At 44.1% G+C, this 24,403-nt stretch carries 26 protein-coding genes; 3 read left to right on the plus strand and 23 right to left on the minus strand.

Annotated elements, in window-relative coordinates; translation table 11 throughout:
- Positions 1 to 74: 74 nt before the first annotated feature.
- From MKY85_RS17670 to MKY85_RS17725, 12 genes are all read right to left on the minus strand, one after another.
- Positions 75 to 740: an HNH endonuclease signature motif containing protein gene (locus MKY85_RS17670; RefSeq protein WP_342570393.1), complete on the minus strand. Its 666-nt coding sequence runs from the start codon at positions 738 to 740 to the stop codon at positions 75 to 77.
- 60 nt (positions 741 to 800) lie between these two features.
- Complete coding sequence (locus MKY85_RS17675) at positions 801 to 983, minus strand: hypothetical protein (RefSeq protein WP_342570395.1); 183 nt, start codon at positions 981 to 983, stop codon at positions 801 to 803.
- 292 nt (positions 984 to 1,275) lie between these two features.
- Positions 1,276 to 1,569 (minus strand): hypothetical protein, encoded by a 294-nt coding sequence (locus MKY85_RS17680; protein WP_342570397.1) that lies wholly within the window; start codon positions 1,567 to 1,569, stop codon positions 1,276 to 1,278.
- Positions 1,529 to 2,041 (minus strand): DUF1064 domain-containing protein, encoded by a 513-nt coding sequence (locus tag MKY85_RS17685; RefSeq protein ID WP_342570398.1) that lies wholly within the window; start codon positions 2,039 to 2,041, stop codon positions 1,529 to 1,531. The genes MKY85_RS17680 and MKY85_RS17685 overlap by 41 nt, the downstream gene beginning before the upstream one ends.
- Entirely contained in the window at positions 2,041 to 3,171 is a 1,131-nt protein-coding gene (gene dnaN, locus MKY85_RS17690; RefSeq protein WP_342570399.1) for a DNA polymerase III subunit beta, read from the minus strand. Before dnaN ends, MKY85_RS17685 begins: the two co-directional genes overlap by 1 nt.
- A gap of 128 nt (positions 3,172 to 3,299) precedes the next feature.
- Positions 3,300 to 4,235, minus strand: a complete 936-nt coding sequence (gene dnaI, locus MKY85_RS17695) for a primosomal protein DnaI (RefSeq protein ID WP_342570400.1) — start codon at positions 4,233 to 4,235, stop codon at positions 3,300 to 3,302.
- 4 nt (positions 4,236 to 4,239) lie between these two features.
- Positions 4,240 to 5,262 carry a replication protein gene (locus MKY85_RS17700; protein WP_342570401.1) on the minus strand — a complete coding sequence of 341 codons (1,023 nt, stop codon included), beginning with the start codon at positions 5,260 to 5,262 and terminating at the stop codon, positions 4,240 to 4,242.
- A gap of 136 nt (positions 5,263 to 5,398) precedes the next feature.
- Positions 5,399 to 5,671 carry a hypothetical protein gene (locus tag MKY85_RS17705; protein WP_342570402.1) on the minus strand — a complete coding sequence of 91 codons (273 nt, stop codon included), beginning with the start codon at positions 5,669 to 5,671 and terminating at the stop codon, positions 5,399 to 5,401.
- Between the two features lie 207 nt (positions 5,672 to 5,878).
- A complete protein-coding gene (locus MKY85_RS17710; protein ID WP_342570403.1) occupies positions 5,879 to 6,304 on the minus strand; it encodes an ORF6C domain-containing protein in 426 nt (141 codons plus the stop codon).
- Positions 6,288 to 7,424, minus strand: a complete 1,137-nt coding sequence (locus MKY85_RS17715; RefSeq protein WP_342570404.1) for a ParB N-terminal domain-containing protein — start codon at positions 7,422 to 7,424, stop codon at positions 6,288 to 6,290. The genes MKY85_RS17710 and MKY85_RS17715 overlap by 17 nt, the downstream gene beginning before the upstream one ends.
- Positions 7,425 to 7,703 carry a DUF771 domain-containing protein gene (locus tag MKY85_RS17720; RefSeq protein WP_342573417.1) on the minus strand — a complete coding sequence of 93 codons (279 nt, stop codon included), beginning with the start codon at positions 7,701 to 7,703 and terminating at the stop codon, positions 7,425 to 7,427.
- Between the two features lie 148 nt (positions 7,704 to 7,851).
- Positions 7,852 to 8,055 (minus strand): helix-turn-helix transcriptional regulator, encoded by a 204-nt coding sequence (locus MKY85_RS17725; RefSeq protein ID WP_062834992.1) that lies wholly within the window; start codon positions 8,053 to 8,055, stop codon positions 7,852 to 7,854.
- A gap of 109 nt (positions 8,056 to 8,164) precedes the next feature.
- Here MKY85_RS17725 and MKY85_RS17730 point away from each other — a divergent pair, with 109 nt between their 5' ends.
- The 3 genes from MKY85_RS17730 to MKY85_RS17740 all read left to right on the plus strand — a co-directional run bounded on the left by MKY85_RS17730 (position 8,165) and on the right by MKY85_RS17740 (position 10,253).
- Positions 8,165 to 8,614 (plus strand): helix-turn-helix transcriptional regulator, encoded by a 450-nt coding sequence (locus MKY85_RS17730; RefSeq protein WP_342570405.1) that lies wholly within the window; start codon positions 8,165 to 8,167, stop codon positions 8,612 to 8,614.
- A gap of 10 nt (positions 8,615 to 8,624) precedes the next feature.
- Positions 8,625 to 9,038, plus strand: a complete 414-nt coding sequence (locus MKY85_RS17735) for an ImmA/IrrE family metallo-endopeptidase (RefSeq protein WP_062834994.1) — start codon at positions 8,625 to 8,627, stop codon at positions 9,036 to 9,038.
- 81 nt (positions 9,039 to 9,119) lie between these two features.
- Positions 9,120 to 10,253, plus strand: coding sequence for a site-specific integrase (locus MKY85_RS17740; protein ID WP_342570406.1), 1,134 nt, complete (start codon positions 9,120 to 9,122; stop codon positions 10,251 to 10,253).
- Positions 10,254 to 10,364: 111 nt separating this feature from the next.
- Here the strand turns inward: MKY85_RS17740 and glnA are convergent, their stop codons facing one another.
- The 11 genes from glnA to mutL form a co-directional block, all read right to left on the minus strand.
- Positions 10,365 to 11,693 carry a type I glutamate--ammonia ligase gene (glnA, locus tag MKY85_RS17745; RefSeq protein WP_091029299.1) on the minus strand — a complete coding sequence of 443 codons (1,329 nt, stop codon included), beginning with the start codon at positions 11,691 to 11,693 and terminating at the stop codon, positions 10,365 to 10,367.
- A gap of 129 nt (positions 11,694 to 11,822) precedes the next feature.
- A complete protein-coding gene (locus MKY85_RS17750; protein WP_056689944.1) occupies positions 11,823 to 12,236 on the minus strand; it encodes a MerR family transcriptional regulator in 414 nt (137 codons plus the stop codon).
- Between the two features lie 82 nt (positions 12,237 to 12,318).
- Complete coding sequence (locus MKY85_RS17755) at positions 12,319 to 13,572, minus strand: methionine gamma-lyase family protein (protein ID WP_339234678.1); 1,254 nt, start codon at positions 13,570 to 13,572, stop codon at positions 12,319 to 12,321.
- A gap of 83 nt (positions 13,573 to 13,655) precedes the next feature.
- On the minus strand, positions 13,656 to 14,942 hold the full coding sequence (gene hflX / locus MKY85_RS17760) for a GTPase HflX (protein WP_342570407.1): 1,287 nt from the start codon (positions 14,940 to 14,942) through the stop codon (positions 13,656 to 13,658).
- A gap of 119 nt (positions 14,943 to 15,061) precedes the next feature.
- Complete coding sequence (locus MKY85_RS17765; protein ID WP_062834999.1) at positions 15,062 to 16,033, minus strand: AAA family ATPase; 972 nt, start codon at positions 16,031 to 16,033, stop codon at positions 15,062 to 15,064.
- 110 nt (positions 16,034 to 16,143) lie between these two features.
- A complete protein-coding gene (locus tag MKY85_RS17770; RefSeq protein ID WP_062835000.1) occupies positions 16,144 to 16,707 on the minus strand; it encodes a DUF402 domain-containing protein in 564 nt (187 codons plus the stop codon).
- Between the two features lie 288 nt (positions 16,708 to 16,995).
- The gene (locus tag MKY85_RS17775; RefSeq protein ID WP_342570408.1) at positions 16,996 to 19,668 is read right to left on the minus strand and encodes a PBP1A family penicillin-binding protein; all 2,673 of its coding nucleotides are present in this window, start codon (positions 19,666 to 19,668) and stop codon (positions 16,996 to 16,998) included.
- A 170-nt stretch (positions 19,669 to 19,838) separates the two neighbouring features.
- Positions 19,839 to 20,081, minus strand: a complete 243-nt coding sequence (gene hfq / locus MKY85_RS17780) for an RNA chaperone Hfq (RefSeq protein WP_017687918.1) — start codon at positions 20,079 to 20,081, stop codon at positions 19,839 to 19,841.
- A gap of 373 nt (positions 20,082 to 20,454) precedes the next feature.
- Complete coding sequence (gene miaA, locus MKY85_RS17785; protein WP_342570409.1) at positions 20,455 to 21,411, minus strand: tRNA (adenosine(37)-N6)-dimethylallyltransferase MiaA; 957 nt, start codon at positions 21,409 to 21,411, stop codon at positions 20,455 to 20,457.
- The gene (locus MKY85_RS17790) at positions 21,392 to 22,177 is read right to left on the minus strand and encodes a class I SAM-dependent methyltransferase (protein ID WP_342570410.1); all 786 of its coding nucleotides are present in this window, start codon (positions 22,175 to 22,177) and stop codon (positions 21,392 to 21,394) included. Before MKY85_RS17790 ends, miaA begins: the two co-directional genes overlap by 20 nt.
- A gap of 17 nt (positions 22,178 to 22,194) precedes the next feature.
- The gene (gene mutL / locus MKY85_RS17795) at positions 22,195 to 24,402 is read right to left on the minus strand and encodes a DNA mismatch repair endonuclease MutL (RefSeq protein WP_342570411.1); all 2,208 of its coding nucleotides are present in this window, start codon (positions 24,400 to 24,402) and stop codon (positions 22,195 to 22,197) included.
- Position 24,403 lies beyond the last annotated feature (1 nt).

Here is a 24,403-nt window from a genome sequence, read left to right on the forward strand (position 1 = left end):
CCTTCCTTTGTTATCCGGGGAACCACAACCCTAAATAACGTTATAAATTCGTTGTTATATGAATTAATCGCATATTAATCATCGAAGTGTCCGTATCCAAACGGGATTTGATGCTTCTCTTCAATTCTTACGATATCGCTTATTAAAGACTCAAAAATAGCTATCTGTTTATCATCCATCATTTCAATAAGCCGAACCTCTTTTGCTTTCAATGAACGTCCTGCTGCTGACGAGATAAGTTCTTTAACCGGGTTCAGGGACTGCTGTCGATTTTGCTTCTCTTGATCCGCTTTCTGCTGAGCCTCTTGCTTTCGGTTGTATTCATCCCAATCCTGTTCATCAAACCAGAACCTATCACCGTATTTATCACGGAAAGCTGAAATCCAGAACTGTAGTAATTCTTCGTTTGTTTGAATCCGATCATGACAGGGCCAACAAAGTCGGAGACCGTTCGTCTTAACTCCACGCCCTTTCCTACCTCGGGGATAAACATGGTGAGTTGTTGTTGCCTCAACTATCTTGCAGCACTCGCAAATCCCATTTGATTCTTCAATCAACTCAGCAATAACTTCCTTCGGGAAATCTCCGCGTTCCTTCGAACCTGGTCGGGATTGGTGATGAGATAAAATGTCCTTCTTCCACTCTGGAACAGGTTTCTTTTCTTTCTTGCTCCGTTCGAAGCTGCTCAACTTCTTTTCCTTCGCTTTTTTCTCTGGTTTCCAGAATGTTTGATGGGCCATTTCTTCATCACCTTTCCTTCGTTTCTCCTGTGCTTATGCTTATATTTTGAACCTGATTCACTACATACCCACTACGGATTTGATAGGCTCTAACAACCCAACACGCTCTAAAACAGCGTAATGAGCCTGTCTTTCCTGAGCAGTAGCCTCTACTCCCCTTACTGTGTATCCAACATAAAAAGCAATAGCCTGCTGCACTTCAGTAGGTTGCTGATCGAAGTTGTTCAAATCTACAGTACTCACATCCAAACCTCCTTTAAAAAACCGAAACTAGACTCTGTTTTTCTTCAAACTTTGATTTTATATCGATAGGCAAGTCACTAATTACTGCATCTCAAGAGTTTATCAATTCTTTGTTAGATGCACTTAATTGTTTAACCTGCGTATACCTTTCAGATAAAGCTGTGGAGAATTCATCTTTCTCAGCTTCAGTCACAGAGTACACCTCCCAATTTACTATTATATTCAAGTAGAATTTTCCGTAGATGAGGTAAGGAAATTTTTCCTTTGCCCTTGGGTTAAGGCCTTGGTCCACTCATGCCTCCAGCTCAGTTTCTGGAAGCTCCATCGTATCTCCCTCTTGCCTAAACTCGACTTGATTTGGATCGTATGTTGGTTCCCAATGACCGTTTTCTTGTAAGATGCTTACAACGTCTTCAGCGTAAGTTTCGTCCGTATTTACGACCAGGTACATGTTGAACCCAACCTTCCCCTCCGCAACTCGACCATACTGAATTTTGTGAAACAAGCGCAGCAAGTCCTCTTTCTCTTGTTGGTCAAGGTGCTTATTAACGTCCTCGTTTTTGATTACGGTATGTTTGATTTTCATTTTGCTTTCTCCCTTCATCTACTCGTTTTTTAAGTGCATTCGCCACTCGTTTACGCGCTGATTTTTCCTTCTTGTATTGTGCGAGAGGAATGAATTCTCCGCGCTTTTTAACAAGTATATCTATTGGTAAAGTCGGATATTTAGCTTGGAATAGTTTCAGTTTGACGCGGAACGTGGAGGTCTCTACTCCTTTAATATCCACCACCCGTTGACTGTCATCTAATTCTGTTACCAGGAAGTCAGCAATGTAAGTGACCTTCGGTTTCTCTTGAAGAACAAATTTAGGATGACATTTGAAGTCTTTAATCTCCCCGAACATCTTCTGCTGGAGCAGGAGCTGATAATACTTTCCCTCAGCCATGCTATCGAATCGTATACCGGTTATATCAAGGTTGTGCTTTTTGACGATCCATTCCGAGAACAATGTCCCGTCTTCTGTAACAATCACCTTGGTTGCATTGTATTTGTTCATTACACTTCTTCCGTCCTATAAGGAAGTACAATGTGAACCGATTTTTCATCACTCTCATCCAGAATATAGATAGGTTTGACTTTACCTGAGCACACCAAAGTTACTTGATCTCCATCCAATGCTTTGATGGCATCCATGAAGTATTTTGAGTTTAAGGCAACAGCGAAATCTTCACCGCTAAACGACAGAGGAACAATACTTTCACTTGCCCTGCCAGTCTCTTTCCCTTGTCCTCGAATACTCATTTCATCTTCCGAGATATTGAGGATTATTTTGTTGTGCTTGTCTTCCTTTGCAAGTGTGTAAACCATTTCAAGACAATTCATTAACTCTTTTTTATCTACTGTTATTTTGGTGACAGCCTCTGGCACAACTGACATTCGGCTCACATCTGGGAAGGCACCTTCAAGTACCCTAGAGTAAAAAGTGAATCGATCCGTTCTCGCAAATACGTGGACCACTTCTCCTCCAGCAGATTTCGAGAAACCAAATTCGATATTGTCTTTATCCAATATTATCTTTTGGAGATCCCCGAGTGCCTTGGCCTCTATAACAGCTCCACCTAATTTAGAAACATCTGTGGCATACTCCGTTTTCGCAAGTCGATGTCTATCTGTCGCTTCAATACCAATCAAACCGTCATCGATATAGATGTGTGCTCCTGCGAGTATTGCTGCATTTTTACCCGTGGGATCGGCTGCATAAGTCGCCTTTTTGAATAATCTCCTGAGTTCCTTGCCAGTAGTTTCGAACAGCTCACTATCGTCAATAGTCGGCGCTTGCGGGAATTCCTCCGGATCGAAAATACCCATGTCGATTTCTTTTTTTCGGGACCTAATAATCACAGTAGTTCCCTTTGTCTCAATACTGACATCGCCAGTAAGTTTCTTCATCATTTCCAACGATAGTTTCGGGATCGCTATCACTCCATCCGAATCTACCTGGACATCCTTGCTGAAGATGTACGACTGAATTGTTGTCCGAGTATCCGTCCCTGTAACTTTAAGCCCTTCGCTGTTTGCTTCGATCAGGAAGCAATCAAGAATCGGCATGAGGCTCTTACTCGCAAAAGCCTTACTTGCATCTTCGAGAGCTTCAACTAGCAGCTCACTATCCACGACTATTTTCATAAGGTCGGATTCCCTCCTTCACATCTTTTTCAGCTTTTGGATTACATACTGGACACGGCCCCAGCATCATCATCGCGCCCTTAAACTGATACGTTACCTTTGCACCATTACATGTTTTGCACATTCGGTTATCCCCTCCGTCTATTTCTTCCGCCTACCGGCAGCAACTTTACAAATGGTTCGATCCGCTCAATGATCCGAGCTGCCTTCTTTTCATCCTGAGATCCCTTGGCGTTAGCAAAATGTTTGAACAACTCTTGTATCGTTAGATTGGATGTGTAGATGGTCGGCAACCGCTCCATACGTCTCTGGAGAATCGGACCAATAACTTCATCCCTTACCCAACCACTCATCGACTCGGCGCCGATATCATCCAGGATAAGCACAGGAACTGTTCTGAGAGCATCCAGTTTCTTCGCTACGCTTTCTTTGGAACCTATGGCATCTTTGACCTCTTCAATGAAATCAGGAACGTACACCATCAAAACATCAACCTCACATTTAGCAAGCTCTCTGGCAATAGCTCCGGCAAACCGGCTCTTGCCCACTCCCAATGGGCCGTACAAATACAATCCTTGTACCGTTTCTTTGGGCACAAATTCACTACAAAACTTCACTGCTCCCGCAATAGCTGCCATCCTCGGAGGATCAGGTTCAATGTCGTCAAAGGTTGCGTTCAAAATATGCTCAGGAATGAAGTGACTCTTAATTCGTTCTCCTATGCCCTGTTGCCGCTCGTAAGACTTCAACAGTTCGCATTTTTTAAGCCTGAACACCAACTCGTCCTGTTTATCTGGGCTTGGTTCTTCAACACTCCTATGACCCTTCTGGACGTTCTGACAGCCTGTTAAACCCGGACAAGCCTCGCATGCATCACATTGAGCAAGATGCTCTGATACATCTCTGTATCTTCTTGGGCTTATCAGGTCGCCTGAACGATCAGGATAAGCCTGTCTGAGCCGCTGAATCTCAGGGTGCGTATCAATCTTCTGGATAGCTGCCTGTCGTCTTTCTGCAAAATCAGGAGGGATCAGCGCCTTTAATTCTTCTTCGAAGCTCCCCATTCATTCACACTCCTTGTTTTGACCGTAAAGCAGCCAACATATCTTTTAAATCATCCCTTGTAACACTAGCTTCGAATGATTCTTCTTCTGGCCGAGTATCCGGTACAGAAAGCACAACCTCATTTGATTTTTGTCGTTTGGCATGTAGCGAATAAACAACCGTGGCGCAATAGCTCAGGTTTCGAATCTGATCCCATTTGCTTTTGGGTCTGAAATTATTAAACGCTTGATCAATTCCGTCTAAGACTGTTTGGAGCGGAATCCTTTCAGCCTCAAACTGATTGACTGTCTCTTCATCGTTGAAAGATATCTCTAATCCTTTACCTCTCCTCTGGAGATAACGTGCCGCTACTTGATTGCGATAATTGATTTGGGAAACCTCCTGATCAGAGCCAGTATCTGCTTCAGGTTTAGGAACAGAATCCGGGTTCCCCATGTATGGTTCAAATATCGAATTGGGATCACTTAAACAACAACTAACTTTAATACTGTCTTTAAACATGTCTTTAGACGTGCCATTCGCCCTACTCTCGCAAGGGTTTGAGCCTTCTTCGACTTCCACTTTTCGTAACTCTTCATTTACACTTTTCGTAACTTCCGAGTTACACTTTTCGTAACTTTCGTCATGTTTCTGTTCTTTTTGAGTTACACTTTTCGTAACTTTTTTAGCACCTAAATTTATAGAAATGAGTTCTGAAAACTTGTCTTTGTCCCACTCTTTCACAAGATTAACTCGCCACTCATCATAGTTTTTATTAAGCGAATAAACTTGATTTCCATCCCACATAATTACTTTGCATTGTTGCAAGTACACAATTTCTTTCTTTGCGTCTTGTATACGCACTCCACATAGTTCAAAGTGCTTCAAGAGGGGTATAACTGCCTCTTTCTTTTGACAGCCATAGGACAGCCGTAGAACAAGTTTGAGAATCTTCTGTTGGCGTTCTGTGAACTTCCTGCTGATGATCTCATCCCATATTTCATTAGCAATACCTATATATCCGTTTCCTAGCTGGGGACTTGCCACTCACCTCACCCCGGAATTTCTAATTTCAATCTTCATACTGTTACTGCGGATATTTGCAAAATAATAAATTTATGATAAAGTCATGTTTAGTTGAATTGTTAATTGATCGTGTTGGTAGCACGATTAACCTAAGGACTCATTTGATACTGTTGTTGCGGTAGACTCTTCTGCAATAGTAGTTACAAAAGAGTCCTTCTTCTTTTGGATCAGGAAACTTCTGGCCTGAGAACACCTCTCTATCACAGTGCTTACACAAACCAATCACTGTCCCTTCAACCTTATAGCCCGATGGCTCTTTCCAGATCAGACCTTCATACTCTGCGTTCTTATCAATTGACCGTTCCAATTTTTCAAGATCGTTACGAAGCACTTTTATTTTCTTTTTGATGAGTTTAATATTAAGTTCCATTGAAAGTGCATCGATCGCATCATCACACAAATCCCTGATCTGTCTTCGCAACACTCTAGTTTGCAACAGCATCTGAGCATGGATTTTCATTTCTTTTTAGCAATGTTTCTTTGAATAATTTCATGTTGCAATGGCTTGTGTGACCAGATACGTGCTAAATCATCCAGAGTCATAAATTTGTATCCCATGGTTTCAACTCCTATCAGATTAGATGTAGTCTTCCGGACGAAATTCCTTAATGAAATCAACTGCATCATCAAAGTCGATACGCCGCACATGGCTGTATTTCGCGACTTCAAATCGTTCTTTCAACTTACTCCAGATCATCCGCCGATAACGACCAACCATGTCCTTAAACTTCTCATCTGACTCTTTATACCGATCCTTGGTTAACGTGTTCGACTTCTTGCGAACAAGAGACTGGAGTTGGTAGCACTCCGAATCCGTCAGCGTTACGCTGTCTCGAACCTCCTGCACCATCATTTGGACCTCTCCGACCTTTTCAGCAACGTCATCCTGCATTTGTTTCATGCCATCCCATAATCCTCGGATAGCAACTCCCTGCGCCTCTGTAAGCTGCAACTGCCTTTCAACGATCGTCAGATAGTCAGGCTGATTAGGAATCAATGTCATGTCTGTCTACCACCTTTCTTGAATTAATTGCCGGACGAAGTTGGACTATGAAGGATTGGAGCATATCAAGACCTTCTGACAGCCGTTTCTTCTCACTCGTGCTTGCGCCAGATACTGCACCGAGCATGAACGATGTAATTCCGACCTTCTGAAGAAACTGTTTCACATGGATGCTAATTTGTATGGTGTTGCTATCAGCTTCGAAGCGAAGTTTCTTCATTTGAGTTGTCGCCTGTTGTTCATCGAAGTCATCTGGCTGCTGAAGCTTCATAGTCTCCAATTCTTCTTTCGTCCGCTGATAACCGGCTTTCAGTTCTTCTATCTTCAGACGCTCAGCTTCCACATCGTCATGAAGCTTGTCCTTCCAGTATTGATCACGCTCTTTTATCTTCTTAGCAGCTTCCTGAGCTTTCTGTTCGAGAAGAACTTCTGTCTCTTCATCTCGGCGTTCTACTGCCGCTGCTACTGCTTCGTCCACCTGATCGGCTGGAATCGCATCCTTGTAACGGCGCTGAAGTTCTTCCTTATCTTGTTCTGCTTGATTAGCCCGAGCCTCGGCCTCTTGCAAAGCAGCTTCAAGTCGATCTTTTGTCTCCACATATGCTTTATGTGTGGAAATGATCCCTGCGTCAAGCTGCTGAATGATTTCCGGTGTGGCGTTTTCCATAATGAACTTCGCTTTGTCATAGGTTCTACCTGATCCAAAGCCTGCTTGATCAGCTACAATATCGCGAACCTGTCCGGCAGGCTGCTCAGGAACATTTTCCTTGCCTCCTGCCATCCGTTCCTTGGCCTTTATCCGTTCGACTTCTTCCAGCCGTTTAGCCCATTCAACTCTTTCAGAGAAGGTAAATTCTTTCCTGTGCTCGTTCTCAGATATTTCAAGCCGAAGCTGATGTTCATAGTCACTGATTTCCATAACCCGGACTACAACCTCTTTACGTCCCAGGAACTGATGAGCACGCAAGCGGCGTTCTCCTGCAATTAACTGATAATCTGGTGTTACTACTATAGGATTGATAAGTCCGTTTTGATCAATGTCTAGTGCCAACTCTTCAATGCCGCCAAAGTCTTTGCGAATTCTATCTGCAACCTTGATTTCATTTATCTTAATTAACAATTACATTTCTCCTTTCTTTAAATGTTCAAAAAGCCATTGCCTTAGAAACTCTCTGGTTTCTTGAACGGGAAAATACCACTTTCCACCAAGCTTCGCTTTTATAAATCGTGGATCAAAGAAAAAATTATTCTGTATGGTGTTCCAACTCATACAGGTTCTCTTCATTAATTCCTCCGAATCCCAGTATACGTATTCCAAATCCACTTCTTTTACTAATTCGGCAATGCGCTCTCGGGCAAGCTTCAATACTTCTGTTTCATTGATGTTAATAGTCATCATTTTTTCCAAATCGTCACCTCCAGATCATAATTAAAGGTATTTAAAATACCCTTGTGGATATAAAAAAATGCCGTCCTCAAACAATGGGTATTGACAATACCCATTAACAAAAGTATACTTCATATAGGTATTCTGACTACCTACTGAACTAAAATAATTCGTCTGGTTTTCCTTTTAGAACTTCACAAATTTTTAGCATTAATTTAAAACTTGGATTGACTCGACCGTATTCTAAGCTCTTGATATGTTCAGTAGAAACGCCAACTGCATTGCCTAGCATAGATTGGGTCAGCCCTTGTTGAAGTCGCTTGTTTCTAAGATTACCGCGTTTTTCAATCAGCTTCTCTGGCAATGTTTCTTCACCCCCTTTTTATAACTTGTATCCTGATTATAAAGGGTATTTTAAATACCGTCAAGTATTTAAAATACCCTTTATAAAAAAATGTTTTGGAGGCTAGAGAATGTCTTTAGGCGAGCGTATTCGTAACCGTAGAAAAGAAATAGGTTTAACTCAAATAATAATAGCAGAACATCTAGGTATGGGTAGATCCAACTTTGGTCATATAGAAAACGATAGGGTTATCCCTTCAAGTACAGACCTAGAAAAAATAGCCACCATCTTAAAAACGACTCCGAATTATTTACTTGGAAACAGCGATCAAAAAGAAACCATCACTGACAATGCTGATGTACCTGACTGGGCAACGAATAAGGATATTGCAGATTTCAGAAAGATGCTTGAGAATGATCAACCTGTCCTCTTTGATGGGGTTCCAATTGAAGGTGAAAAGCGTCAACGTGTGTTGGACATATTGTCTGGTCTATTCTGGGAAGCAAAGGAATTAAACAAAGAAACATATGGCAAGAAACGAGATACCAAGAAACCAAACGACCAAGACTCCAAAGAGTAGGTGAAATGGATTGGATGATATCATTCACAAGCTTGTTCGTAAATATAAAACAACCGACCCTTTTGCAATTGCACAGGCAAGGAACATATTGGTTAGGTTTGTTAGTTTCGATGAGGGAACGCGGGGTCTATACTACCGAAAACTCAGGCGTAGATTCATTGTGATAGACAACGGCTTGACTGAGGAATGGCAGAGGGTCGTATGTGCACATGAACTAGCCCACGACTGCATGCATCCAGGTATAAGTCAGTTTTGGATGGATAAACATACCTTCTTTAACATTGGCAAATTTGAACGTCAAGCAAATACTTTTGCATTGAAACTTCTTACCTATGGCAAACCATCGGAACAATGTGAATCCATGGAACATTATCTAATTAGTTGTGGTATCCCTCAGGAATTACACCATCTATATGAACTATAAACGTAACTTGCGCTTACGCCGCTGCATGGCGGCTTCACATATATAAAAATAGAACATATGTTCTTTATGGGAGGTTTTTGTTTGGCTAGCTATAAAAAACATGGGACTGGATGGGAGTATCGACTAAGGTACAAGGACCCTTTCACACAGAAATTTCGAGAGAAGGCACAAAGAGGATTCGATTCAAAAAAAGAAGCGCAGTTGGCAGTTAGAGAATTTGAAAGAAAACTTGCTGCTGGCTATGAACAATCTGATTTATCGCTACAAGATTATCTGGATTTTTGGATCAACGAATATAAGAAAGGAAGTGTTCGTAAGAATACACTATTACTTCATCAGAACAACATTAAAAATCATATTATCCCATTTTTTAAAAACATGCTTATACGAGACGTGAAGCCAATTATGTACCAAAATTTTATAAACCATATTAGTGAGAAAGGATATAGCCGACGTACGGTTGAATTGATTCATTCCACAATGCATAACGCCTTACAAAAAGCTGTTATAATCGGAAAATTAGAAAAAAATCCATGTCTTGGTGTCGAAATAAAAATTAAGCGCAAAAAGAAGGAAGTCCACTTTATTGATTCCGATGATATCCCATTGTTTATGCAAAACTCTCGTCATTATGGTTATGTATACTGGATATTTTTCCGAGTGTTAATTGAAACTGGTATGCGAAAAGGCGAAGCAGCTGCTCTAAAATGGATCGATATTGATTTGGATAATCATTTCATTACAATTGATGAAACTCTAGATTTTACAGCGAAAAACAAAGAAGAATTATTCGGTGACACCAAGACAGATAAATCACAAAGAAAAATAAAAATTACTACAAATCTAGTAAATGACATCAAATTTCACAGAGAGTGGCAGGAACATAACAAAGGGATACTTGGGAATAGATACCACCATGACCTTGATCTGGTTCTATGTAGGGAAGATGGGAACTTCATGCCTAAATCATCATTGTTCAATGCCTTCTCCCGCATCTTACAACGTTGTGATCTCCCATCCCTCCCCATTCACTCTCTCCGACATACCTGCGCGGTTCTTTTACTTGAGTCCGGGGCAGATATGAAATTCGTTCAAGAACAATTAGGTCACGGAAGTATTCAGATCACATCAGATGTATATGCCCACATCTCAGGCAAGATCCAGAAAAGCAATATAGATAGATTTGAGAAATTCACTGAAGAAATTTTTGAATAAAAAAATATTTTGTGGGCATTTTGTGGGCACTTTGATTTTTCTTTAAATATATAGGTACTTGCCCACAAAAAGAAAAACCCCTCAGCGCTAGAGCGCCAAGGGATTGAGCTATTAGTACAAAGTAATATATTGATCGCGTTCCCATTGGTGGACTTGTGTTCTATACATATCCCACTCAATTTCTTTCAGCTCATAGAAGTGAGCCAAGGCGTGGTCGCCGAGAGCATCACAGATGACTTCGCTGCGGATCAATTCGTTCAATGCTTCTTTCAGGTCAGCTGGCAAGCTTGGAATGCCTTCTTCCACACGCTCTTCTTCTGACATGATGTAGATGTTACGGTCAATTGGAGCTGGTAAGGAAAGCTCACGTTTGATTCCGTCCAGCCCTGCTTTCAACAGTACAGCCAAAGCCAGATAAGGGTTAGCAGCCGGATCCGGGTTACGAACCTCAACACGTGTGCTCAAACCACGGGAAGCTGGGATACGGATCATTGGGCTACGGTTACTCGCAGACCATGCTACATAACAAGGAGCTTCATAGCCTGGTACAAGACGTTTGTATGAGTTCACAGTTGGGTTAGTAATTGCTGCAAACGCACGTGCATGCTTCAGAGTTCCGGCCATGAAGTGACGTGCAGTTTTGCTTAAACCAAGCTCGTCCGACTCGTCAACGAATGCGTTCTCATTGCCTTTGAACAAGGATTGGTTGCAGTGCATACCGGAACCGTTCATACCAAACAGCGGTTTAGGCATGAATGTAGCATGTAAACCATGCTGACGTGCAATCGTTTTAACAACGAGTTTGAACGTTTGGATCTGGTCAGCCGCTTTCAGCGCATCAGCATATTTAAAGTCGATCTCATGCTGACCTGGAGCTACCTCATGGTGGGAAGCTTCGATCTCAAAGCCCATTTCTTCAAGTGTGATAACGATGTCCCGGCGACAGTTTTCACCAAGATCCGTAGGTGCCAAGTCGAAATATCCACCTTGGTCATTCAGCTCGTTGGTCGGGTTTCCTTTTTCGTCTGTTTTGAACAAGAAGAACTCCGGTTCAGGACCGACGTTGAAGGAAGTGAATCCCATATCTTGGGCTTCCTTCAGGTTTCGTTTCAAGATACCACGTGGGTCTCCTGGGAACGGGTTACCATCTGGAAGGTATACGTCACAGATCAGGCGTGCAACACGGTTCTCTGCTACCCATGGGAAAATAAGCCAAGAATCTAGATCTGGATAGAGGTACATGTCGGACTCTTCAATACGTACATAACCTTCAATGGAAGATCCATCGAACATCATTTTGTTATCCAGAGCCTTAGTCAACTGGCTCACAGGAATCTCAACGTTTTTGATAGCTCCAAGCAAATCGGTAAATTGCAATCGAATGAATCGTACGTTTTCTTCTTTCGAAATGCGGAGAATGTCTTCTTTTGTATAGCTCACTATAACCTCTCCCTTTCTTATCTGCGTATTTGGCTTGCCTGTTATATTTGTACATTAGAAAGTTCCACGGGTCAAGGATTCTTACACCATAAGTGCATGATTTCCTCTCACTCGCCAAGTTATGCGAACTTACTTTTTATTAAAGAATCGGGAAAGCTCTCCCTGAATGAGAGATACTTGTCCAGGTCTCTTACCTGACACAAGTTGCTGCTTCAGCAAACGATGCAACTGCGTATCGGACAGTTCTCTGCGTTTAACTTCTGTATCTGGCGTGATCACTGTAGCTTCCTCGGATTCTTTCGAAACAGGATTCATCACTTGTTTGATCCCTGCGATGTTAACTCCTTTTTCAATCAAAGCCTTGATCTCTAGCAATCTCTCTACGTCATTAAAAGAGAATAACCGCTGATTACCTGACGTTCTCGCAGGAACGATCAAGCTGTGCTGCTCATAATAACGAATCTGACGTGCAGACAGATCCGTAAGTTTCATTACAATACCAATTGGGAATAAGGCCATATTTCTGCGAATTTCATCACCCATGTTCATCAACCTTCCAGTCATCTATTCTTCACCCTATTGTACATTTAGTTGTTACCAAGTGTCAATGACGTGTTAGATAAACTCACAATAATTTACGATCTTTCATGGTCTGTAATGCCATCAAAACGCCATATTTGACATGAGAGTACGTTAATCCGCCCTGCATATACCCAATATACGGCTCCCGAATAGGCGCGTCGGCTGATAATTCCAGACTTCCGCCCTGAATGAACGTACCTGCCGCCATAATGACAGGATGTTCATAACCAGGCATATCCCACGGTTCAGGAACCACATGACTATCTACAGCTGCTGCACGCTGAATTCCCTGCACAAAGGCAATTAAATGCTCAGCAGAACTGAACTGAACAGCCTGAATCAGATCTGTACGAGCTTCATTCCAAGCGGGCTTGGTTACAAATCCCGATTCAGCAAACATCGCAGCAGCAAACGTACTACCTTTAATAGCTTGTCCTACGATTGTCGGTGCCATGTAAAGTCCTTGGTAGATGCCACGTGTTGTTCCCAGCATTGCTCCAACCTCTCCCCCAATTCCCGGGGCTGTCAGGCGATAAGCTGCCAACTGTACGTACTGTTCCTTCCCACATATGTATCCACCGGTTTCCGCAATACCTCCACCAGGATTCTTAATAAGTGATCCGGCCATCAGATCAACTCCAACTTCTGTCGGTTCACGTTCCTCCGTGAATTCACCGTAACAATTATCCACGAATACGATGACATCCTCCTTAAGCCCTTTAACACGTGTAACCATCTCGGCAATCTCAGCAACACAGAAGGATGAGCGCCAATCATAACCACGTGAACGTTGAATCCCAATGACTTTTGTAGCCGGTGTAATGCTTTTCTCAACTGCTGCCCAGTCCACGCCACCTTCAGCAGTTAAAGCCGTCTCACGGTAGCCGATACCAAAATCGCGTAACGAACCTGTACCATCACCGGGTTTGCCAATCACTTTATGCAATGTGTCATAAGGCTTACCCGTGATGTACAATAATTCGTCACCTGGGCGCAATACGCCAAAGAGAGCTGTACTAATCGTATGTGTACCTGAAGCAAAATGAGGACGTACCAACGCGGCTTCCGCGCCGAACACATCAGCATATACTTCATCAAGTACTTCACGACCACGGTCGTTATACGCATAACCTGTTGAACCTGCAAAATGAAAATCACTTACTTTTCGCTGTTGGAAAGCATTAATCACTTTCCATTGATTGTGATCTGTGATCCGATCAATCTGTTGAAGTTGTCCTTCAATCTGACGCTCCACTTGTTGCTGAAGTTCAGATATTTCTGAATCAAAGCTTACCATCTTACTTCATTCCCCTTCATAGCACGAATCTGACGTTGAATAGTCATTATCATGTAACTTATCACATCAATATGTCATGAGTATTACGATTCAATAAAATTTTCGAGCATATAACCAAATTTCTCATATTCACCTTTTTGCAATTCCACTTCATAAATAACATCATTCTCTTCAAAGCTGGTATCCACTACATCACCAATTTTGTAGAGTACCGATGTAAGATCCCCACGTTCTGCCGGAATACGGAAGCGTTTCGTGTCATCTGTCAGTTCGTTCTGAATCAATTCACGGATTTTAAGCAGATCCTCTGAATCTAATGCGCTTACTTTAATATGATCTTTATCCAGTGGAAGCATCTCAAGCTGCTCTGGTGTGCACGCATCTTTTTTGTTATACAGGACTAACTGCGGCTTATCCCCTGCACCAAGTTCTTGCAGAATCGTGTTAACCGTTCTCATCTGATCTTCACGCATAGCTGATGAGGCATCCACAACATGCAGGATGAGATCTGCTTCATTCACTTCTTCCAGTGTTGCCCGGAAAGCCGCAATCAGATCATGCGGGAGATTTTGAATAAATCCAACGGTGTCGGTAAGTACGATTTCTTTACCACTTGGAAGTTCCATCGTGCGTGAAGTTGGGTCCAGAGTAGCAAATAGCTGATCTTGAATATACACATCTGCCGCAGTCAACTGCTTGAGCAAGGTTGATTTGCCAGCGTTGGTATAACCAACAAGGGCCACTTGAACAATACCTGTCTTCTTCCGGCGTTCACGGTGCAACTTGCGATGACGTGTCAATTCTTCCAGATGACGCTTCAGATCGTCAATGCGGCCACGGATGTGACGACGGTCTGTCTCTAGTTTGCTTTCCCCCGGCCCTCTTGTTCCGATGCCTCCACCGAGTCTGGACAGATTCTTGCCATGACCCGACAAACGTGGCAACAAGTAGCTATGTTGAGCCAACTCCACTTGAATGATACCTTCTCTCGTGTTGGCACGCTGTGCAAAAATGTCCAAAATCAACTGGGTACGATCAATAATTTTGAGATCCAGAGTCTCTTCCAGATTGCGAACCTGTGCTCCTGACAATTCCTGATCAAAAATAGCTGTAGTTGCTCCGAGTTCCTCTGCAATTGCACGAAGCTCTTCTACCTTACCTTTACCAATGAACCATTTGGTATCCCGTTTTTCCCTGTTCTGAGAAAGTACACTCAGCACTTCCACTCCAGCTGTCTCGGCAAGCTTTACCAATTCCTCTAAAGAGTACTCAGGATTGATGCCTGTGCGTTTTACATCATCCGTAACAAGACTCACCAAGACGGCGCGATCTTTTTTGACCATATCTGTATCATGCGTGCCATTTGTCATGTATATGTTCACTCCCTCTAATTACTTATTCGTTGATATTCATTACCACAAATATGCCATGGCATGCCTTAAGCCGAACCGGTTGGCCCGGCCGGCTAGTGTAAAAACTATATTATCGCTTACTTTCGCTCAAAGTTCAAATCCTCTGTACGGATTGTCATCAGCTCCAGTTTCCCTGGACTGCCTTCCGAGTATTGTTCCAACAAACGAACCGCCTGATGCCTGATCGAACGCTCAATGGCATTACGAACGTATCTGGCGTTACTGAACGCATGTAGCGAATCATTTTTTTCCTGAAGCAAATGCTGCTTAAGTTTGAGTATGGTCTGAGGCATTAGAATATAATCACGCTCTTTGGCCATAATCTCAGAGATTTGAATCAACTGATCAATGCTATAGTCTGGAAATTCCACTTGAATGGGGAAGCGGGAAGGCAATCCGGGATTCGTTTGAAGAAAAAAATCAATCTCTTCCGAGTACCCTGCAAGAATCAGTATAAACTGATTTTTGTTATCTTCCATGGACTTAACAAGCGTATCAATGGCTTCCTTGCCAAAATCCTTCTCTCCGCCGCGGGCCAAACTGTAGGCTTCATCAATGAACAATATCCCACCGAGTGCCTTCTTGACCAGATCTCTTGTTTTCTGCGCCGTGTGACCAATATATTCTCCAACCAGATCCGCACGCTCAACTTCAATAAGATGACCTTTACTCAACACACCCATCTTCTGAAAAAGTTTGGCAACAATCCTCGCCACGGTTGTTTTACCAGTCCCCGGATTACCTTTGAAGATCATATGATACACGTGCGCACCACTAAGTAAGCCTGCTTCGGTACGCATCTGAGCAATCTGTAAGAAAGCATAGATCTCAAATACCAGGTCTTTGATATTTTCAAGTCCAACCAATTGCTCCAATTCACCCTGTATCTCCTGGAAGTGCGCATGTTTGGTTATGCTCTTGGCCGCCTGTACTGCCGCTGCCTCATCTTTGACCAACATCTGAGGTTCCTGGTTACGCAACACAATATTAATTTGTCTGGATGGTCTGCCTCCTGGTTGCTCTCCTGCAGCCATGACCCGTCCGTTCATTCGCCATCACCTCTATTTTATCGGGCTGAACTCTCCTGATTATTAATGTATTCTATCAGGCGCTTCAATATTAGAAGGATCATGAAGAATTCTACGGTTAGGTACATGTCTTAGATCTGAATGTTTTTTCGAAACTCTCCGTTCTCAAACAAACTCTGCCTATGCTTCAGTGATAACTGAAAGTATGGGAATACATGCGCATCAATGGCATGCAGCAATTCTTTTGCCGTTTTGTTAGCCAAGTCATAATCACCTGTCGTAATATGCTTCCGCGACAATGCATCTTCAAGCTCATCTTCATCCAGCAAAAAGACCTCTCCATCTTTCAGCACAACGACATCCAGATACAGGTCATCAAACCAAGGTACCCCCTGATCGGTTATCCCCTGACTGCGACATGTATCAATATACCATTCCACAATCCGCTCCTGATCATCAAACATCGCTGTAACAACGAAATGCTCTCCCTTCGGGTAGTATTGCAGCCAAGAATACCCTTTATCTGCAATACAGAAGGTACTGCCTCCATATGTTTTCCACAGAGGTTCTTTCAAATCCTGTATGGTGTACAACGTAATATAACCTGTAAAAATTTTGGATTGAACGAACCGGCATGTGAATTGTCGGTTCGTAATCCGGCGCCAGTTCGCGCGGTCCCCGAATTTCCGTTTCATACGAACCCCTCTTTGCCGACTACAGGTCCGTGACCTGCTCTGATGTTATTGGTGAACAATGTAATAACGTCCGCATGATAAATTCCAGCGCTCTGGGCCCACCTTGCACAACGTATTACGAATAGTTACAGCTTACCATATTTAAGGTATACACTCAAAATCAAGCTTTGTCCCACCTATTCATTAAATGATCTTCTATTAAAGAAGGTTCGTATAACCAAAAAAAACTGCTTCACCGAAATTCCGGGAAGCAGTTTAATTCATGCAGCTATTTAGTTATTCACTGGTTTAGCCGCCAGTTCCAGCTTGAGAATCTGTAGGTTCGTCTGTTCCTCCAGTATCACCACTCGTTCCGCTGTCTGGAGTTACAACCTCGCCCGGTGTTGTTACGGCCCCATCATCAGAGCCTTCACCTGTACCGCCTGGCTCTGTTGTCCCCTGACCAGGTGGGGTCGTGTTTCCTCCACCAGGTTGACCGTTACCTTGGCCGGCTCCGCTGTTATTACCATTGTTTCCATTATTGCCGTTATTACCATTCCCATTTCCGTTGTTGCCATTTTCATTCCCATTTCCGTTATTACCGTTCGAGTTGCCATTATCCGGTGAACCATTGTCCGGATTCTCCGTACCTGGCTGCTCAGGATTTGTTTCTGTACCAGGGTCTATACCAGGATCAGGTTCCTCTGGTGGCATTTCCTGCGCTTCAATCATCAGGGAAATGGTGTTCGAAGGATCCGTCTCCTGTCCTGATGCCAAGTCGTAAGCTGTCACATAGTACTCATAGGTCAGGCCAGGCAATGCACTTAAATCTTGTGCACTGGTCGATCCCACTGAATCAATGAGATGCGTGAACTGGCCTTCGGAGGTTTCTTTACGATACACCCGATATTGCGTGCTCGTGTCACCTGTTCCAGTCCAACTCAGTGAGACGGTTTGAGCATTTGGATCGTATGATCCACTCAGACCACTAACGGATAGTGCTGGTTGTTCTGGTTCCTCCACTGGCGGAGGTGTCTGCCCTCCAGCCGGTGTTTTGAATTGCTTCACTGGAACGCCTTTTAACGCATCCCCCATGACTTTGGCAAAGAAAGCTGCTGACAGCTTACTGCTGTTCTTAAGCATATGATTGGCATCCGGATTGTCATAGCCCATCCAGACTGCGGCAGTCCATTCCGGTGTGTATCCAACGAACCATACATCACGGTTGGCACTGTTGCCAGAGATACCACTTTGAACCGTTCCTGTTTTACCCGCTACCGGACGATCCAGACGTGCCGAACGTCCCGTACCGTCATTAACGACATTCTGCAGCATCTGTGTAAGCTGATACGCATTTTGTTCGCTCATGACACGCGTGGTGTCCGAATTATCGTGTTTATACGTGGTTTTGCCTGCGCTATCCTTTATTTCCTTGATCGAATAGGCTTGTCGGTATTCTCCGAGGTTGGCAAATGCACTATAGGCTTGCGCCATTTCCAGTGTATTTGTCCCTTTACTCAGACCACCGAGGGCAATTGCCAAGTTTTTGTCTTCATCTGTCAGCTGTATACCTACACTCTTGGCAAAATTAATACCTGTGTTAACGCCGATTTTATCAAGTAACCAAACCGCAGGAATATTTTCAGACTTCGTAATGGCATCTGTCATACTGATCGTCGAAGAATATCCATGCAAGTTACCCGGACAGTAGTTACCAAAACATTGCTTCGCATTGCTCAGCGCCGAGTTGGCACTGTAGTTTCCTGTTTCAAGCGCCGGTGCATAAGACACAATTGGTTTAAAAGCAGAACCCGGCTGTCTTCGACTCTGCGTAACACGGCTATAACCTTTGGTCTGATAATCACGTCCACCCAGGAGGGCAACGAGACTGCCATTCTCGTGGTTCATGATGACCATGGAGCCTTGAACCTGCTGATCGTCTTTACTTGCCTCGAACAGACTATCATCTGTGAAGGCAGTTTCCATGGCTGTTTGAGCCTGAGCATCCATGGTGGTATAGATTTTGTATCCGCCGATATTCAGATCATCTTCCGTTTTACCTGTTACGCGTTCAGCTTCACGGAGCACATAATCAATAAAGGCTTGATACTTCATGTCTTTCTCTGGTCGTTTGTAGTTATAGTTAATCTCTTTTGCTTCATCCATCTCCGCCTTGGTAATGTAGCCTTGTTCATACATCAGCTGCAATACCACACCACGGCGTGCTTTGGAGTCGTTTGGATTGCTTACCGGGTTATAGGCAGAAGGGCCTTTCGGCATCGCTGCCAATGTAGCAATTTGCCACAACTTCAACTTTTTGAGATCGGTAACTCCAAAATAAAATTCAGATGCCGCTTTAATCCCGTAACGCTGATGACCGAAGAAAATCCGGTTCAGATACATCGTCAGGATTTCGTCTTTGGTGTACTTGCGCTCCAATGCCATGGCAATGGATACTTCCGTTGCTTTACGGAAGAACGTTTTGTCACGGGACAAGAACATGTTCTTGGCAAGCTGCTGGGTTAGTGTACTACCACCTTCCACCATGGAACGAGCCATGACGTCCTTAACCGCCGCACGCCCGATGGACCAGATATCCACGCCCTGATGATCGTAGAATCGCTTATCCTCTGTTGCAACAAAGGCTTGCTTCACCAGCTCAGGAATATCATCTTCTTTGACGGGTTCCAGCTTTTGAATGGATAGCTCCCCCATTAATTGGCCATTGCGATCATATACTTTTGAAGTTTCATTAATTGTAGTTTTGTCCTTGTTGGCTTTGAGCAGATTTTCACCACTCACCATAATAAATAAATATCCGCCTAGTGCACAGAATATGGCGATTGCCATTGTGAAAAACAGTGTCCATCCAACGCGTTTACCCGTAATTTTTTTCTTTTTAGAGGTCTTTGGCTTCGCTTTTTTGGGTGACTTGTTATTGTTGTTGCGATTGTTAGACCTCGACAACGGATCGTTTGGCATGTTACCTCCTGACTCCCTTTCAGTTGCATAATTTCTATTCGTCTGTCGGCTCAAGCATATATTAAACATATTTTGCCCGGAATGAAAAGAACAACCCTTTATTCAGGTTGCTCTGTTTCAATACCTATACTTGTAGACGAAATGGTTGGTGAAAAGGTTTCGTAATTTTTTTAAGCTTCGCCGCTATTATCTTGCTGCATCAGCGATACGCTGCGTTGCGGCGTGAACGTGGAGATGGCATGCTTGTAGACCATTTGCTGGCGTCCGTCGCTGTCGATGACGATCGTAAAATTGTCAAATGCCTTGATCGTCCCGCGGATTTGGAAGCCGTTGGTCAGATAGACCGTAGCAGGAATATTTTCTTTCCGCAGTTGGTTCAAGAACGTATCTTGGATGTTGATGGACTTGTTCATTAGCCGTACCCCCATTGGTTCATTTGAATTCGTGTTCAAGTAATATTCAATATCGCTGAGTAGCTTTCGTGCTATTATATCATGAACAGTTTCATATAATCCACAAAAACCCCTTGTCTGCTATTTTACACCCATTCTTGGCAAGGCAAACAAATAGAAGACTTATCCATTATACACCGCTTGCCAGTTTTGCAAAAGAGGGACAAACTCTTCATTTTAAAGCTCATTTATTCATTGTTTGGCGAATCGTCAATCTCTTACACCTATTCTAGTGACACATAAAAACCTCTATCCTTTTGATGACCAAAAGGTAGAGGTTTACATATCTTGATCTATTTGATACCTGTCAGAAGAATACTAATCATCGCTCAAATCAATCAAATTTTTGTGTAATCAATTCACTTATTTGCTTGTATTTCCCTTCAAAATCCTGGGTATCCGTCATGTCTACCCATTCAATATCCTTCATATGGCGGAACCAGGACAGCTGTCTTTTGGCAAACCGGCGCGTATCCCTCTTTAACCACTCAACCGCAGCTTCCCAACTCACTTCCCCTTGCAAGAACGCTGCAATTTCCTTATATCCCAGCCCTTGCATGGAAATATGACCTCTCGCCACGCCCCGTTCCAACAAGGACTTTACCTCATCTACTAGACCTTGTTCGATCATCAGATCAATCCGCTCTTCTACCCGGGCGTATAACTTCTGCCGATCCATTGTCAAACCAACAATAAGAAGGTCATAAGGCGACTCTTTCTTCTGTACTGCCAGCTGATCAGACCACTTCTCGCCTGTGAGGTGATGAATCTCAAGCGCACGCACAATTCGCCTTTGGTCATTCGGATGCAGACGATCTGCACTGACCGGATCAACTCCCCTTAGACGATCATGAAGGGCCTGTGCGCCATATTGCTCCGCATAGCTGAATTGTTGCTCCCTGAACGCTTCATCCGAACCACTATCGGAAAATTGGAAGCCGTAACATACCGATTCCACATACAGACCGGTGCCACCTACAATAAAAGGCATTTTACCACGTTCATGGATTTCACTAATCAATCGGGTGCAGCTCTCTTGGAACTCGGCCACGGAGTAAGGGTACTCCGGTTCATGAATATCAATGAGATAATGAGGTACACCCTTCATTTCTTCAGAGGTAATTTTGGCAGTTCCGATATCCATTTCACGATATACCTGCATCGAATCCCCTGAGATAATCTCACAATCGAAAGCTTGGGCAAGCTCGATGCTCATTCTTGTTTTGCCTACTGCTGTTGGTCCAACCAGCACAAGCAGTTTGGGTTTTGGTTTAACTTCCACGTTCAACATTAATCACTCCGTACAGGGTTTTTGCATTCGCTCGATCAAGTATTTCAAATCCGAGCCTGTCAAACTCCGCGCTGCCGCGCTTTTCTTTCATCACTACCCTTTTACGGGCGACCCGTCTCGCTTCCATAATGCTCTCTTCATCCAGCGCATGAGCATTCGCATAATCTCGCAAGGGCTGTATCGCACTAGAATCCATCATCGGTTCACGGAACATGGGGTCAAAATATACAGTGTCACAGCTTCGATCTGGCATGGAACGCAGTAAATCAAGATGATCCACATGCCGCAGATCTATGCGCCGAAAAGCCTCATCCACCAAGGGTTGATTGCTCTTATAATGCGACATGCCCTCCAGCACCAGTGTATAGAGTGGTTGAGAACTTTCGCAGGCGATGACCCGTCCACTCAACCCAGCCGCAACCGAAAATACCAGCGCATCAGAACCAAGTCCAGCGGTACAATCAACAATGGTGTCTCCTTCAAGTACCGCACCAGCTTCCAGCATGGGATCAACTTCGCCTCTTAGAACACGTTTAGCGCGAACAAATCCCATACTGGGGTGAAATTCAAGCTCTGTTGCATCTTTGCGAAACAGACGGGCTCTGCCATTGAGTACCACTAGTATTTCATTTATACCATAATGTTCAATCAGTCTGGGTAAAGACGTTCTATTGCGCGGTACGTAGGTACCTCCTGTCGTTTCGGCAAGCTTACGCGCACGCTCCACCTGAGAGGCAATCTCCTTGTCACCGGTTGTAATGTACATAATGTCCCCCTAAATAGCTACATCACTCGTTTAAATAATTTTTCCAGATCATACGTTGAAAATGAAACCACAATCGGCCGCCCATGTGGACAGGTGTAGGGCTGACGACATGAACCCAGACGCTGAATCAGCACTTCTGCTTCCTGATCCGTCAGCTTCTGGTTGGCTTTGATAGACGCTTTGCAGGAACACATGATGGATGCAGCTTCTCGCATCTTGGCCACATCTATGCTTCGTTCGCTTAGAACCCATTCGGACATCTCTTCGATAATGTCTTTCTCATCCCCTTTGGGGAACCAGAATGGATGGGAACGAACACGGAACGTCTGTCCACCAAAATGCTCCAAATATACACCGGCCTGCTCGAACCAGGCCAGCCTTGTTTTCAGTTTTTCCGTCTCCGAAGGTGTGAATTCCAAAGTAATCGGCAGCAGTAACTCTTGTGAGGCTTGAGCAGGGTTGCCGAATTTCTCGTAATAATATTCATAATTCACACGTTCATGAGCGGCGTGCTGGTCAATCAAATATAAACCTTGGTCATTTTGCGCGATTAAATACGTACCATGATGCTGTCCAATGAGGCTCAGCTCCGGAAATGCCGGCATGGATGCATCCGATTTAATGGCAGCAGCAAGTTTAGTGGCATCAGGCAAACCTGAAGTTTTCCACGTCCGTTCAGTTCTCGCACTCGAAGACGGATTGTAGGGTGAACGAGCTTCCCTAACCGGCAAAGTTACGGAATCGGACTGGTAGGTAGTCGGTTTGCCATCAGTCAGCGGTTTCTCTGCTGCTACACGATCTTGAGAAGACAGGTCAGACTTTGGAGAAGCTTCGGAAGAACTTGCACTTACCTCTTTAGTAGCTTCCTGCACGTTAGCATTTGTCTGCCCTCCATCATGACTCGACCCCTTCTGCAAAATATGCCCGTTCCAACTTTCTAACTGCTCAGGGGGGTGTGTAACCTCAGGTGGAGCTTCGGGCAGCGGCACGGTTTGTCCCTGTTCAGATAACGGCTGTACAGCGGACAGATCCGCCGGAGCATCCAAATCCAGATCATCATCTTCCGTAGTCAACTTTAACAATGCATTAGAAGGTTTCCCAAGTGGACCTTGTTGCCCATACCCTTCTGCATCAGACTGGTCTTTCTGCGGACCACGCGGAAAGAGGAATTGTTCCTGAATAAAGGAACTATCATCTCCGCGTCGAATCTGCTGCTTTTTGACCTGCGGAATCAATACTTCCTGCCGGAGGATTCCCCTCAACGTCGTCTCCACAAATTCATAGAGTTCTGGTTCCTTGCTAAAACGTACCTCCAACTTGGCCGGATGCACGTTCACATCCACAAGAGAGGGATGCATCTCCAACTGCACCACGACAAGCGGGAAGCGATTGATGGGCAGCAAGGTATGGTAGGCTTTGAGAATCGCCTGATTGAGACCGTAATTGCGAACAAATCGTCCATTAACGATCGTCGACATACCACCACGATTCGCTCGTGTCCATTCTGGCAGGCTGATCAGCCCGCTCACCCGGTAATCCAGACTTTCACCCTGAATAGGAAGCATCGCTTTGGCAGCACTTGTCCCATAGATCGCTGCAACCACTTGCAGCAGATCGCCGTTACCCAGCGTCTGAAGCAACACATTTTCATTATGGCGCAATCTGAACGAAATGTTAGGATGCGACATCGCCATTCGGTATAGAACATCAGATATATGTCCGAGTTCCGTCTGGATCGTTTTCATATATTTGAGTCTGGCTGGTGTATTGTAAAAAAGTTCTTTCACTACAAAATCTGTACCTTGGGGCGAAGTTGCATCTTCATGAGAGACAAGGTTCCCGCCTTCAATTACAATGCGGCGCCCCCGCCCGTCATTGTTACTTGCCGATAACACCTCTACCTTGGAGACTGCGGCAATACTCGCCAGGGCTTCCCCGCGAAATCCAAGACTTGTGATCTGGAACAGATCTCGTCCATGGGCTATTTTGCTAGTTGCATGACGATAAAAGGCCGTTTCCATATCCTCTGGCTCAATACCTGACCCATTGTCTTTGACACGAATACTGAGGAGTCCGCCCTCTTCCACAGTCACCTCAATCTTGGTGGCGCCTGCATCCACCGAGTTTTCAAGCAACTCCTTGACGACTGAAGCAGGTCGTTCGACCACCTCACCAGCCGCAATCTGGTTGGCAATATGTTCATCTAGCACATGTATTTTCGCCACA

The organism is Paenibacillus sp. FSL R5-0749, assembly GCF_038595085.1.
Lineage (GTDB): Bacteria > Bacillota > Bacilli > Paenibacillales > Paenibacillaceae > Paenibacillus.